Origin of the sequence: Pseudomonas sp. 13B_3.2_Bac1 (genome assembly GCF_025466205.1) — a bacterium.
Taxonomy (GTDB): domain Bacteria; phylum Pseudomonadota; class Gammaproteobacteria; order Pseudomonadales; family Pseudomonadaceae; genus Aquipseudomonas; species Aquipseudomonas fluorescens_H.
In genome coordinates this window covers 16,562-29,415 of record NZ_JANLOG010000084.1, presented here as the reverse complement: position 1 = coordinate 29,415, position 12,854 = coordinate 16,562, and the positions used below count along the sequence as shown (strand labels likewise).

Here is a 12,854-nt window from a genome sequence, read left to right as displayed (position 1 = left end):
TAGAAGTTTTCGAAGATTTCTTCAACAACTTCAACCACTTGCGCTTCCGATCTCTCGTTAGCGGGAGGCGAATTCTACAGCGTTACACGCTGCTGTCAACCCCTCTTTTTCTCCGCTTTCGACCGAGAAGATCGAACCGTCAAAAGAGCCAAACATCACCGCTCTTTCAACTCCTTCCAGGCTTCGATGAACTCAAGCAACCCGCTATCGAAAACTGCGTAACTCATTGAATCTCAAGGAGTTTTCCGTTTCGACCGCGCCGGAAGTGGGGCGAATTATAGACCTCCAGAATCTGCCGTCAACCGTTAATTTCAGTTTTATTGCAAAACCTGCTTTTTGGTCAGCAAACGCGGGATTCGACGCGCAACCGCAGGTACACGCATCAGTAAAAGCACCGCACCTATAAAGGCATAGATCGCCCACTCCTTGAGATCAGCACGCACGATCCACAGCATATGCAGCAATCCCAGCCCGAGAATCACATACACCAACCGATGCAATTTCTTCCAGCGCACACCCAAACGCCGCTGACTGTAGCGATTGGAAGTCACCGCCAACGCCAACAGACCAAGGAAAGCCAACGTCCCCACAATAATGTACGGCCGCTTACGCAACTCCACGCCCAACTGCGACCAGTCGAAACCGAGAATAAACGCCATATAGCTGAACAGATGCAGAACCACATAAGCAAAACACCAGAGTCCCAATTGACGGCGCACAGCAATCCACCCTGCCCACCCCGTCAATTTCTGCAGCGGCGTCATGCTCAACGTGATCAACAGCAATACCAGCGTCCCCAGCCCCAATCGATCAACCAGCACCTTGCCAGGATCCGGACCGAGCACATCGGCAAACGCCTGATAAAACCAAAGCAATGGCCAGGTCGCCGCCGCAATGAAAACGCCTACACGCCAGAACGGATATCGCATCAGTAGTTCTTCCGCAAATCGAGCCCTGTATATAAAGAAGCAACTTCATCCGCATAGCCGTTGAACATCTGTGTATCACGCACATTCGGCTTGAACAGACTGTTCGGCAGACGCCGTTCCCGCGCCTGAGTCCAGCGCGGATGATCGACCGTGGGATTCACGTTGGCATAAAACCCGTATTCATCAGCCGCGATGCTCTGCCAGGTGGTCTTGGGCTGTTCGCTGACCAGACTTATCCGCACAATCGACTTCACACTTTTGAAGCCGTACTTCCACGGCACCACCAGACGCAGCGGCGCACCATTCTGATTCGGCAACTCGCGGCCATACATGCCTACCGCCAGAATCACCAAGGGATTCATCGCCTCATCCAGGCGCAAGCCTTCTACATAAGGCCAGTCGATCAGGGCAAAACCCGAGCGCTGCCCTGGCATGCTCTTGGGATCCTGCAGGGTTTCGAAGCGAATGTATTTGGCGTCAGAGGTCGGTTCGACCTGCTTGAGCAGCGCAGAAATCGGAAAGCCAATCCACGGGATGACCATCGACCACGCTTCAACACAGCGAAGGCGATAGATACGCTCCTCCAACTGGTACGGTTTCATGAAGTCTTCCAGCGCATAACGCCCGGGTTTGCCCACTTCCCCATCGACGACAACGCTCCACGGCTCGGTTTTCAGCGAACCGGCATTGGCAGCCGGATCGCCCTTGTCGGTGCCGAACTCATAGAAGTTGTTGTAGTGGGTCGCGTCTTTATAAGGCGTGATCGCCTCATCCTTGACGTTGACTGCGCCCCATTTAGTAGCGGGGAGCTTATCGGCAAACCAGGCAGGCGCCTTGCCCGGCTCGACATCGGCATAACGCGCCGCGTCTTCAGCGCTGGCCCAACGCGGCAGGCTGCTCACGGCGATACCGGCAGCGGTAGCTCCGAGCAATTGGCGACGAGAAAGATAAATGGCTTCAGGCGTGACATCCGACTCATGGCAGTCGGACGCTTTGGGGATTTTGATCAGCATGGCAACTCCGCAGCTTTGGAGGACAGATGCACCCATAGACTGCGGAGTATGCGGGAAATTACATCACTCGGCGTTTTTGTGACGACGAAGATGCAACAGATATTGCACCGGGCCGGAAGCCGCGTAAGCGAGGAACACCAGTAGCAAAATGCGCGGTGGATCGCTGAACACCACGGCGAACACCAGCACCACGGCGAGAATCGCCACGAACGGCACACGGCCCTTCAAATCCAGCTCCTTGAAGCTGTTGTACTTGATGTTGCTGACCATCAGCATGCCGGCAGCCGCCACCATCAGCGCGACCAGGAACGACATCTTCGACCCCTGAATGCCGTAATCGCTGAACGCCCAGACGATCCCAGCGACCACGCCGGCAGCTGCCGGGCTGGCCAGACCGATGAAATAGCGCTTGTCCGCCGTACCGACCTGCGTATTGAAACGCGCCAGACGCAATGCCGCGCCGGCTACATAGATGAAGGCAACCATCCAGCCGACCTTGCCCATGTCGCCCAATGCCCAGCCAAAGGCCAGCAGCGCCGGTGCGACACCGAAAGCGACCATGTCGGACAGCGAGTCATACTCGGCGCCGAAGGCACTTTGCGTATTGGTCATGCGCGCGACACGCCCATCAAGACCATCGAGCACCATGGCCACGAAGATTGCGATCGCAGCGAAGGCGAAATACTTGCTCGCGTTCGCAGAGTCCCCGGCGCTCAAGGCAGCCTGGGCACTCATCGAGTTGATGATGGAATAAAACCCTGCGAACAGGTTCGCAGTGGTGAACAGATTCGGCAGCAGATAGATACCACGATGCCGGACTTTACGACCTTCTGCGTCGTGCCCTTCCTCGACATGTTCATCGATGGGCAGCAGGCTTTCGGCGTCAGAAGCCTGGTTCGGCTCTTCGGGACGTTCGCTCATGGACATTACCTTGCAACGGTTTGGAAAGTTTCGACAGGTGCCTGTGACGACGGTTCGGCCACAAACGATGCAGCTTTATACCAGAACCATCGGTTTCAAACGAAAAAACGCGGCCGAAGCCGCGTTTTTCGTACAAGGATGACGACTTAGTTTTTGGCTTTGTCGACGATCTTGTTGGCACCGATCCACGGCATCATGGAGCGCAGTTGCTCGCCGATGATTTCGATACCGTGAGCGGCGTTGTTACGACGCTTGGCGGTCATCGAAGGGTAGCCGGTTGCGCCTTCGCTGATGAACATTTTGGCGTATTCGCCGTCCTGAATACGTTTCAGGGCATTGCGCATGGCCTGACGGGATTCGGCGTTGATCACTTCCGGACCGGTCACGTACTCGCCGTACTCAGCGTTGTTGGAGATCGAGTAGTTCATGTTGGCGATACCGCCTTCGTACATGAGGTCAACGATCAGTTTCAGTTCGTGCAGGCACTCGAAGTAGGCCATTTCCGGCGCGTAGCCAGCTTCAACCAGAGTTTCGAAACCGGCTTTGACCAGTTCAACGGTACCGCCGCACAGTACGGCTTGTTCGCCGAACAGGTCGGTTTCGGTCTCGTCCTTGAAGGTGGTTTCGATGATGCCGGTACGACCGCCACCCACACCAGCTGCGTAGGACAGTGCAACGTTTTTGGCGTTACCCGAGGCGTCCTGGTAGATCGCGATCAGGTCAGGGATACCGCCGCCCTTCACGAACTCGGAACGTACGGTGTGACCCGGAGCTTTCGGCGCGATCATGATCACATCGAGGTCGGCACGCGGAACAACCTGGTTGTAGTGGATCGCGAAGCCGTGGGAGAAGGCCAGGGTGGCGCCTTTCTTGATGTTCGGCTCGATTTCGTTCTTGTACAGCGAGGACTGGAACTCGTCCGGGGTCAGGATCATGACCAGATCGGCAGCAGCTACAGCGGAAGCAACGTCGGTCACTTTCAGGCCGTGGGCTTCGGCTTTGGCAACAGTGGCCGAACCTTTACGCAGACCGACGGTAACGTCGACACCGGAATCTTTCAGGTTGCACGCTTGAGCGTGGCCTTGGGAGCCGTAACCGATGATGGCAACTTTCTTGCCCTGGATGATCGACAGGTCGCAGTCTTTATCGTAGAAAACTTTCATGAATTTCCCCTATATATCCAGGCCGTTCAGGCCATTCGCTAATTTGGTTTAGATGCTGAGTACTTTGTCGCCGCGGGCAATGCCGGTCACGCCGCTACGGACGGTTTCCAGAATCGATGCGGTGCCGATGGACTGAATGAAGCTGTCGAGCTTGTCGCTGGTACCGGTCAATTGAACGGTATACACGCTGGCGCTGACATCGACGATCTGTCCACGGTAAATATCGGTGGTGCGTTTGATCTCGGCGCGCTGGGCACCAGTGGCCTTGACCTTGACCAGCATCAGCTCGCGCTCGATGTGAGCGCTTTCCGACAGGTCCACCAGCTTGACCACTTCGATCAGCTTGTTCAGGTTTTTGGTGATCTGCTCGATGATTTCATCGTGGCCGACAGTGGTCAGCGTCAGACGCGACAGCGTCGGGTCTTCGGTTGGGGCCACCGTCAGGCTTTCAATGTTGTAGTTGCGCTGCGAGAACAGGCCGACTACGCGAGACAAAGCGCCGGGTTCGTTTTCCAGAAGCAGGGAAATAATGTGCCGCATGATTAAGTACGCTCCGTCTTGCTCAGCCACATATCGCGCATGGAGCCGTCTTTGATCTGCATCGGATAGACGTGCTCGCTGGTATCGACCGAAATATCGATCACCACCAGACGATCTTTCATGGCGAACGCCTCTTCCATCTTCGACTTCAAATCTTTCGAATCGGTGATGCGCACGCCGACGTGACCGTAGGCTTCAGCCAGTTTGACGAAGTCAGGCAGCGACTCCATATAAGAGTGCGAGTGGCGGCTGCCATAGCTCATGTCCTGCCACTGACGAACCATCCCCAGAACGCCGTTGTTCAGGATGACGATTTTCACAGGCAAGCCATATTGCAGGCAGGTCGACAGCTCCTGGATGTTCATCTGGATGCTGCCTTCGCCGGTGACGCAGGCAACGTCGTCATCCGGGAAGCTCAACTTGATGCCCATGGCCGCCGGAAAACCGAAGCCCATGGTGCCCAGGCCACCGGAGTTGATCCAGCGGTTCGGCTTGTTGAACTTGTAGTACTGCGCAGCGAACATCTGGTGCTGGCCCACGTCGGAAGTGATGAAGGCATTGCCCTTGGTCACTTCGCACAGGGTCTCGATCACGGTCTGCGGCTTGATCAGGCTGCCGTCGCCCTTATCATAAGGGAACAGGCCGCGATCACCGCGCCATTCATCGACTTGCTTCCACCAACTGGCAACGGACTCCTTGTTCGGGGTCTCGCCGATTTCCTTGAGGATCGCGACCATTTCAGTCAGGACACTCTCAACCGGACCAACGATTGGCACGTCGGCCTTGATGGTCTTGGAGATAGAAGCCGGGTCGATGTCGATGTGGATGATCTTGGCATTCGGGCAGAACTTCGCCGCGCCGTTGATCACACGGTCATCGAAACGTGCGCCGACAGCCAGGATCACGTCGGCATGGTGCATTGCCAAGTTGGCGGTGTAGCTGCCGTGCATGCCGAGCATGCCGATGAACTGACGGTCGGTGCCTGGGAAACCACCCAGGCCCATCAAGGTGTTGGTCACTGGCAGGTTGAGCATTTTGGCCAGTTCGGTCAGCGGTGCGGAACCGTTGCCCAGGATCACGCCGCCACCGGAATAAAGCACTGGGCGTTTGGCCGCCAGGAGCATTTCTGCCGCTTTGCGGATCTGCCCGGAGTGGCCGCGAACGGCCGGGCTGTAGGAACGCAGCTTGGCTTTTTTCGGGAAGACGTATTCGAACTTCTCGGCCGGGTTGGTCATGTCTTTCGGGATATCGACCACGACCGGACCTGGACGACCGGATTGTGCAAGGTAGAAGGCCTTCTTCATGACTTCCGGGATTTCCGAGGCGTGCTTGATCATGAAGCTGTGCTTCACGATCGGCCGGGAGATACCGATCATGTCGGTTTCCTGGAACGCGTCGGTGCCGACCATGGTGCTTGGCACCTGACCGGAAATGATCACCATTGGAATCGAATCCATATAGGCGGTGGCGATACCGGTGATGGCGTTTGTGGCGCCTGGACCGGAAGTCACCAATACCACGCCGGCTTTACCGGTGGCACGGGCGTAGCCGTCAGCCATATGGGTAGCCGCTTGCTCGTGACGAACCAGGATGTGAGTCACTTCCGGTTCTTTGAACAGGGCATCGTAAACATGAAGGAGAGCACCACCCGGGTACCCGTAGATATATTTGACGCCTTCGTCACGCAAGAAGCGGACGAGCATCTCACCGCCAGATAAAAGCTCCACGTTGTTCACCTCTAAAACGCCAGAATACCGTCCACACAAAAGGGGCGGGTCTTAATAGGTTTACTTCTCGGCAGAGCATGAGCGACGGTGGTCGCCGACTACGTCAGCACTGACTGAGCAAGTATTGGGATCGTCCCAAGTGTTGCGGGCCTTTCCCACCCAGCGCGAGGTAACGCGTTGCGGGTGTAACAGGTCGACGCGGATATGCGCCTCATGATCTACCGAGTGGGTCTGCTTCTGGCAGTCCCTCTACAGCGGACTTTGGATTCTTCTGTTTCGCCCTCTCCAAGTCAAGCCGTCAATGTGCTTAATTGTGGGTAAGCACATGAGAACGCAAGAAAAAACCTGAAAACCGCTACTCTGTTAGTGTCAATTGCGCAATTTTGCCAAGGAATCAGCATGCGAACGCTCCTCGTCACACTGCTGATCGGTCTCAGCCCGTGGTGCATGGCCGGTCAGATTTACAAATGGGTCGATGCCCAAGGCGTCACTCACTTCGATGCGCAGCCGCCGCAAGGTCAGCCGGCGACGACCATACAGACGCCCTCCTCGCCCCTGCCGAAACCTGCCGCCATCCCTGACAGCGGTGCGTTGGGCGATCAGAAAGCCATCGACGACAAGGTGAAGAAGCAGGTGACCGAGCAGCAGGCGCAGCTCAAGGCGTTTTGCGAGCAGGCACGGACGAACCTGGCGCAATTGCAGAACAATCCGCGTTTGAGGGAGGAAGTGGAGGGAGAACTGAGGCGTCTCGACGATGCACAACGGCAGGAGCGCATTGTCGAAGCGCAGAAGCAGATTGCGCAGAACTGCGAATAGACACCTGTAGGAGCTGCGATCTTTTGACCTTGTTTCCAAGAGCAGATCGAAAGATCGCAGCCTGCGGCAGCTCCTACAAGGGATCGGTTCTAGCGGGAAGCGGTGATCAGCAGGTCAAACTCTTTGAGCAACACCTGCAATTGCCGATCCTTGCCCTGCAGATTGCGCTGGGCAAAGACCATTTCGGCCATTTCCTGAATGCCCGAGGCATTGGGTAACGGCAGATCCTGCTCGAGAATCATCTTCATCCGAGGCAGGAAGATCCATTGCAGCCACTGCTCGAAATCCAGCGTGTCGACCGAAAACGGCTCGACACTGCTCAAGGCTTCGACCGATGGCTGAACGTCATCCCACCAACCCTGCGCGCGCAGTTCGCGCTCGATCAACAGCAACTGATCGGCAATTTTCGGGAAACGGCGATCCATCACAGCGAAACCTTGGCCTTCTGACGGGCCTGAGCGGCGCCGGCGGAATCGCCTTGTTTCTCACGGGACTGAGCGATGATTTCCCACAGGTTGGCCTGCAAGTCCGGACGACCGTTGGCCATGGTCAGCGCCCGACGGGCGAACTGCTCGGCCTGTGGCGCATCACCTTGAGCCATGCGTACTTGCGCCAAGCGGTAAAGCACTTGCGGCTCACGCGGGGCAACGCGTTGAGCGCGCTCCAGGCTGGAGGACGCGCCGTTGAGGTCGCCACCCGCCTGCTGCTGTTGCGCCGTGGTCAGCAAGGCGAGCACCGGGCCATCCAGTTGTTCGTCAGCCGACAGACCGCCGCCACTGCTGGCCGAAGGAATGCCGCTTGGGGTCGAAGGCATGCTGTAGCTGCCGGAGTTGATCGGCGCCGACTCGACCGGCGACGGGTTGTACGGCCCCGCGGTGATACCGCCGGACGCTGGCCCCGGAACGATCGGCGACGAGCTGATCGGCGTCGAAGTTGTCGCGCCACCGCCCGGCACCATCACTACCACACCGGTGTCGCCTTGCGGGATGGCCTGGGATTGCGCCTGATCCTGCACCGGGCGTTTGACTGTCGTCTTGCGGAAGCCGCCGTTGGCCGACAGGCGTTCGCTGTTGGACACGGTCGTGCCGGCATCCACCACCGGGATCGAACCACGCTGTACGGTAGAGCAGCCGCTGAGCAAAGCCACGGCAGTCACCGCTGGAATCAACCACTTGTTCACTTGAAACCCTCTTTGCTTAATTCATCCAGCCCTTGACCCAATCCATCACCGACTCTGGCGAAGCAGGCGTTTCGCTTGCACACGAGGCGCCGGGTGGCGGTTCGCTGCCGCGAATATACGGCATCTGCACCGCCCCCGGACAGTTGGCATCGGAGCCTTGCCCGGTACGCGAATCGACCCACGCCTGGACGATGTTGTCCGGCTGCGGCATGTCCAGCGGCAGCGGATCGGCCTTGCGCATGAAACTGGTCCAGACCTGCAACGCGCCAGTCGCACCGGTGAACGGGGTCTTGCCGTTGTCGTCACGACCCAGCCAGACCACCGCCAACAGATCCTGACTGAAACCGGCGAACCAGCTGTCGCGCGAATCGTTACTGGTACCGGTCTTGCCGGCCAGCGTCAGGGTCTTGGGCAGCACGTTGTAAACCGAGCTGCCGGTACCTTCACGCATTACCCGCTGCATGGCGTTCTGGATCAGGTAGATAGAGGCCGGATCGAAACGCTGTTGAATCTGGAACGGATAACGCTTGAGCGGTTCGCCATCGGCGGTCAGTACGCTACGGATCCCGCGCATCGGCGTATTGAAACCGCCGTTGGCCAGGGTCTGGTACATGGTCGCCACTTCGATCGGGGTCATGCCGCCAGCGCCCAGCAACATCGACGGGAATGCCGGGAATTCCCGCGTAACGCCCAGGCGTCCCAAGGTCTTGAGCACGTTCGGCACGCCTACTTCCAGGCCCAGACGCGAGGTCGACAGGTTGTAGGAATGCGCCAGGCCCTGATAGAGGAACACGGTGCCGTGGGAGCGACGGTCATAGTTCTGTGGTTTCCACACCTGACCGTCCGCCCCCTTGACCGCCAGCGGTTCGTCCGACAGCCAACTGGTCAGCGTGTACTGGCTCGGTTTCTCCAGCGCGGTCAGATAGACCGCCGGCTTGATCAGCGAGCCCACCGGCCGCACCGCATCCAGCGCCCGGTTGAAACCGGCAAAACTGGCCTGCCGGCTGCCGATCATGGCCTGGACTTCGCCGGTCTCCGGGTTGGTCACGACCATCGCCGCTTCCACGTCATCGGAGCCCTTGCGTCCGGCCAGGCGTTTAAAGGTGTCATTGACCGACGCCTCGGCCTTCATCTGCAGAATCGGGTCGAAACTGGTGAAGATCCGCAGGCCTTCTTCGGTCAAGTCTTCGTCGCGGTAGTCTTCGCGCAACTGGCGTTTGACCAGATCGATAAAGCCCGGGAACGAGCTGTCGGCGAGCTTGCCGCGAGTGGTGACACCCAGTGGCATTTTCTTCGCCGCTTCGACCTGCTCGGCAGTCGCCACGCCCTGCTGCTCAAGCACGTCGAGCACCAGGTTACGCCGCTCCAGCGCACGTTCCGGGTTGCGACGCGGGTTGTAGTAGGACGGTCCTTTGACCATGCCGACCAGCAACGCTACCTGATGCAGCTTCAGCTCGGACAATGGCTGACCGAAGAAGAACTGACTGGCCAGACCAAAGCCGTGCACCGCACGCTGACCGTCCTGCCCGACGAAGACTTCGTTGAGGTAGGCCTCAAGAATTTCCTTCTTGTCGTAGTGCAGCTCCAGCAGCATCGCCATCATCGCTTCGGTGAGCTTGCGGCTCAGGCTGCGCTCGTTGGTGAGGTAGAAGTTTTTCACCAACTGCTGGGTCAGCGTACTGCCACCCTGGGTCATCTTGCCGCCAGAGGTATTGACCCAGATGGCCCGGGCAATCGACTTCGGCGACACGCCCCAGTGACTGTAGTAGTCCCGGTCTTCCACCGCGATCAGAGTATCGAGCAGGTACGGCGGCACCTGATCGATCTTGATCAGGATGCGGTCTTCAAGGTTTTTCGGATAAATGCCGCCAATCAACAGCGGCTCCAGCCGCACCACGGACAATTTCGCACCGTTGAGCCCCGAGAGCTCGGCCACATAGTCGCCGGAGAAGCGCACGCGCACCGGCTGGGCTTTTTCCAGGCCTTCATAGAACTGGAAGCCACGGGTGTTCAGATCAACGGTATTGCCGTTGACGGCAGCAGCGCCGGGGCCATTGCTCACGGCTTCGCGGCGATAGCCCAAGGCATCGAGCTCGGTGAGGAAATCTTCCTTGCTCAGCTTTTGTCCGACGAACAGCTCAAGCGGACGCGCGTATACCTTGGCCGGGATGGTCCAGCGCTTGCCGGAGAACTTCTCCTGCACCACGGCATCGAGGTAAACGGCGAAGCCAGCCAGCACCACAAGGCCGACCAGACTGAGTTTAATGGCCCAACCCAGCCATGGGCGCAGGCCCTGGGAAGGTGGTTTTTTCTTGGTACGGGGGGATCGAGTTCGAGTCATGGCGGCGGATTATACGCACTTTATTCATACTCAACAGGAGCGCTCCGAGGTTTGCGTCAGGCTGGCGAGCGGCCATAATGGCGACCTCGAATTTCCCAGTCTCTGAAGGATCGCCCGTGAGCCAGTCACTGATCGCTGCCCTGCAAAACCCGGCCCTCTACCCGCACCCCGTCGAAGGGTTCCAGGTCATCGAAACCCATATCTCGTGGGTGATCCTCACCGGCCCGTTCGCTTATAAAGTGAAGAAGCCGGTGAATTTCGGCTTCCTCGACTTCACCAGCCTTGAATCGCGTGCGCACTTCTGCGCTGAAGAGCTGCGTCTGAACCAGCGCCTGACCGAAGATTTATATCTGGACGTGTTGCCGGTGACCGGCAGTGTCGAAGCGCCACAACTGGGCGGCGACGGCCCGGTGATCGAATATGTGCTGAAAATGCGTCAATTCCCACAGACCGGCCTGCTCAGCACCTTGCAAGCCAACGGCGAGCTGACCACTCAGCACATCGACGAAATGGCCGAGCAGATCGCCAAATTCCACCTCAGCGCGCCAAAAGTCCCGGCCGAACACGACGCCGGCACGCCGGACAGCGTGATGGCCCCGGTGCGCCAGAACTTCGAACAGATCCTGCCGTTCCTCAGCGACAAAAATGATCTGTTGCAACTCGAGGCACTGAAAGCCTGGGCCGAAAGCAGCTTCGATCGTCTCAAGGCACTGTTCAGCCAGCGCAAGGCCGAGGGTTTCACTCGCGAATGCCACGGCGACATCCACTTGGGTAACGCCACTGTCATCAATGGCAAAGTGGTGATCTTCGACTGCATCGAGTTCAACGAACCGTTCCGCTTCACCGACGTCTGGGCCGACACCGGTTTCCTGGCGATGGACCTGGAAGACCGTGGCCTGAAATCTCTGGCCCGCCGCTTCATCAGCCAGTACCTGGAGCTGACCGGCGACTATCAAGGCCTGGAAGTGCTGAACTTCTATAAAGCCTACCGCGCACTGGTTCGTGCCAAAGTCGCGCTGTTCAGCATGCCGGCGGATGCCACCCCGGTGCAGCGCGCAACCACCCTGCGCCAGTACCGCAACTACGCCAACCTGGCGGAAAGCTACAGCACCATTCCTTCGCGCTTCATGGCCATCACCCACGGCGTATCGGCTGTCGGCAAGAGCCACGTGGCGATGCGTCTGGTCGAAGCGCTGGGCGCGATTCGCCTGCGTTCCGACGTCGAGCGCAAGCGCCTGTTCGGCGAGCAGACCGTAGTCAACGACGTGCAGGCCGGGATTTACAGCGCCGACGCCAGCGCCGCCACTTATGCCCGTCTGCATGAGATTGCCGGAGTGATTCTGCACGCCGGTTTCCCGGTAGTGATCGATGCGACCTACCTCAAGCGCGAGCAACGCGACAACGCCGCTCAAGTCGCCGAAGCCACCGGCACGCCGTTCCTGATTCTCGACTGCAACGCACCGCAAGCCGTGATCGAGAGCTGGCTGGCGATTCGTCAGGCTGACAAGAAAGATCCTTCCGACGCCACGCTGGCGGTAATCGAGGCCCAGCAGGCCAGCCGCGAAGCGCTGACGCCAGAAGAAATTCTGCGCAGCAAACGCGTACAGACCAATGAAAGCGGGACCCTCGACACCGTAGTGGCGCAGATCCGCCAGCGCCTGCCAGGCCTGTAAGAAACTATTTCGGCCGTGAAGCCCTCGCTTGCTTCACGGCCGTCAAATAGTGGCACTATACTGGCGTCATAAAACCAACAGGTGATGTGACATGAGCCAGCCGAAACTTCTCGACACCCCGCTTTATGCCCTGCTGCACAAAGACGACATCGCAGGCTTCAACAAGGAACGCCCGAACGACGGCCCGATCGACATGGTTGGTGGCGACTTCCGTGGTCTCGACTTGCGTGAACTGAACGCCGATGGCGTGGATTTCCGGGACGCCTACTTCCGCTCTGCCGATTTGCGTGGCATCGACTTCCGTAATGCATCACTCGAAGGCGCGAGCCTGGCCCATGCGCAGATTTCCGGAGCGTACTTCCCGCCGGAACTGAGTGCCGACGAGATACTGATGTCGATGAATTTCGGCACCCGCCTGCGCTATCGCACTCGCTGATAATTTTTATCTTTCTCTGACCCGACGCCTTTCCCGTGTGGGAGCGGGCTTGCTCGCGAAGGCGTAGTGTCAGTCGATACATCTGGTGGCTGACAGGACGCCTTCGCGAGCAAGC

General features: G+C 58.4%; 12 protein-coding genes. 3 read left to right on the top strand and 9 right to left on the bottom strand.

The features are described 5' to 3' along the window. Window positions 1–317: 317 nt before the first annotated feature. The 6 genes from msrQ to NTD85_RS14165 all read right to left on the bottom strand — a co-directional run bounded on the left by msrQ (window position 318) and on the right by NTD85_RS14165 (window position 6,293). On the bottom strand, window positions 318–929 hold the full coding sequence (gene msrQ, locus NTD85_RS14190; protein ID WP_226501127.1) for a protein-methionine-sulfoxide reductase heme-binding subunit MsrQ: 612 nt from the start codon (window positions 927–929) through the stop codon (window positions 318–320). Continuing rightward, window positions 929–1,942, bottom strand: a complete 1,014-nt coding sequence (gene msrP, locus NTD85_RS14185) for a protein-methionine-sulfoxide reductase catalytic subunit MsrP (RefSeq protein WP_262142452.1) — start codon at window positions 1,940–1,942, stop codon at window positions 929–931. Before msrP ends, msrQ begins: the two co-directional genes overlap by 1 nt. Window positions 1,943–2,005: 63 nt before the next feature. After that, the gene (gene pssA, locus NTD85_RS14180; RefSeq protein ID WP_003228213.1) at window positions 2,006–2,863 is read right to left on the bottom strand and encodes a CDP-diacylglycerol--serine O-phosphatidyltransferase; all 858 of its coding nucleotides are present in this window, start codon (window positions 2,861–2,863) and stop codon (window positions 2,006–2,008) included. Between the two features lie 146 nt (window positions 2,864–3,009). Further along, complete coding sequence (ilvC, locus tag NTD85_RS14175; RefSeq protein ID WP_003228216.1) at window positions 3,010–4,026, bottom strand: ketol-acid reductoisomerase; 1,017 nt, start codon at window positions 4,024–4,026, stop codon at window positions 3,010–3,012. A 48-nt stretch (window positions 4,027–4,074) separates the two neighbouring features. Then, complete coding sequence (ilvN, locus tag NTD85_RS14170) at window positions 4,075–4,566, bottom strand: acetolactate synthase small subunit (RefSeq protein WP_003205610.1); 492 nt, start codon at window positions 4,564–4,566, stop codon at window positions 4,075–4,077. Between the two features lie 2 nt (window positions 4,567–4,568). Then, entirely contained in the window at window positions 4,569–6,293 is a 1,725-nt protein-coding gene (locus NTD85_RS14165; RefSeq protein ID WP_103521372.1) for an acetolactate synthase 3 large subunit, read from the bottom strand. A 399-nt stretch (window positions 6,294–6,692) separates the two neighbouring features. Between NTD85_RS14165 and NTD85_RS14160 the strand changes: the two genes are divergently transcribed. Then, on the top strand, window positions 6,693–7,109 hold the full coding sequence (locus NTD85_RS14160) for a DUF4124 domain-containing protein (protein WP_262142451.1): 417 nt from the start codon (window positions 6,693–6,695) through the stop codon (window positions 7,107–7,109). Window positions 7,110–7,198: 89 nt separating this feature from the next. Here the strand turns inward: NTD85_RS14160 and NTD85_RS14155 are convergent, their stop codons facing one another. The 3 genes from NTD85_RS14155 to mrcB are packed head-to-tail and all read right to left on the bottom strand — an operon-like array spanning window position 7,199 to window position 10,630. Continuing rightward, on the bottom strand, window positions 7,199–7,534 hold the full coding sequence (locus NTD85_RS14155) for a YqcC family protein (protein WP_103521357.1): 336 nt from the start codon (window positions 7,532–7,534) through the stop codon (window positions 7,199–7,201). Then, window positions 7,534–8,289, bottom strand: coding sequence for a hypothetical protein (locus NTD85_RS14150; protein ID WP_103484950.1), 756 nt, complete (start codon window positions 8,287–8,289; stop codon window positions 7,534–7,536). The genes NTD85_RS14155 and NTD85_RS14150 overlap by 1 nt, the downstream gene beginning before the upstream one ends. A 16-nt stretch (window positions 8,290–8,305) precedes the next feature. After that, on the bottom strand, window positions 8,306–10,630 hold the full coding sequence (gene mrcB, locus NTD85_RS14145; RefSeq protein WP_103484951.1) for a penicillin-binding protein 1B: 2,325 nt from the start codon (window positions 10,628–10,630) through the stop codon (window positions 8,306–8,308). A 116-nt stretch (window positions 10,631–10,746) separates the two neighbouring features. Between mrcB and NTD85_RS14140 the strand changes: the two genes are divergently transcribed. After that, window positions 10,747–12,303, top strand: a complete 1,557-nt coding sequence (locus tag NTD85_RS14140) for an AAA family ATPase (protein ID WP_262142450.1) — start codon at window positions 10,747–10,749, stop codon at window positions 12,301–12,303. Between the two features lie 91 nt (window positions 12,304–12,394). Continuing rightward, window positions 12,395–12,739 carry a pentapeptide repeat-containing protein gene (locus tag NTD85_RS14135; RefSeq protein WP_003228227.1) on the top strand — a complete coding sequence of 115 codons (345 nt, stop codon included), beginning with the start codon at window positions 12,395–12,397 and terminating at the stop codon, window positions 12,737–12,739. Window positions 12,740–12,854 lie beyond the last annotated feature (115 nt).

Coding starts and splice junctions, on each gene's coding strand:
- NTD85_RS14155 (WP_103521357.1), bottom strand. CDS start 7,534: ATGGATCGCCGTTTCCCGAAAATTGCCGATCAGTTGCTGTTGATCGAG.
- NTD85_RS14135 (WP_003228227.1), top strand. CDS start 12,395: ATGAGCCAGCCGAAACTTCTCGACACCCCGCTTTATGCCCTGCTGCAC.
- NTD85_RS14160 (WP_262142451.1), top strand. CDS start 6,693: ATGCGAACGCTCCTCGTCACACTGCTGATCGGTCTCAGCCCGTGGTGC.
- msrP (WP_262142452.1), bottom strand. CDS start 1,942: ATGCTGATCAAAATCCCCAAAGCGTCCGACTGCCATGAGTCGGATGTC.
- msrQ (WP_226501127.1), bottom strand. CDS start 929: ATGCGATATCCGTTCTGGCGTGTAGGCGTTTTCATTGCGGCGGCGACC.
- ilvN (WP_003205610.1), bottom strand. CDS start 4,566: ATGCGGCACATTATTTCCCTGCTTCTGGAAAACGAACCCGGCGCTTTG.
- pssA (WP_003228213.1), bottom strand. CDS start 2,863: ATGAGCGAACGTCCCGAAGAGCCGAACCAGGCTTCTGACGCCGAAAGC.
- ilvC (WP_003228216.1), bottom strand. CDS start 4,026: ATGAAAGTTTTCTACGATAAAGACTGCGACCTGTCGATCATCCAGGGC.
- mrcB (WP_103484951.1), bottom strand. CDS start 10,630: ATGACTCGAACTCGATCCCCCCGTACCAAGAAAAAACCACCTTCCCAG.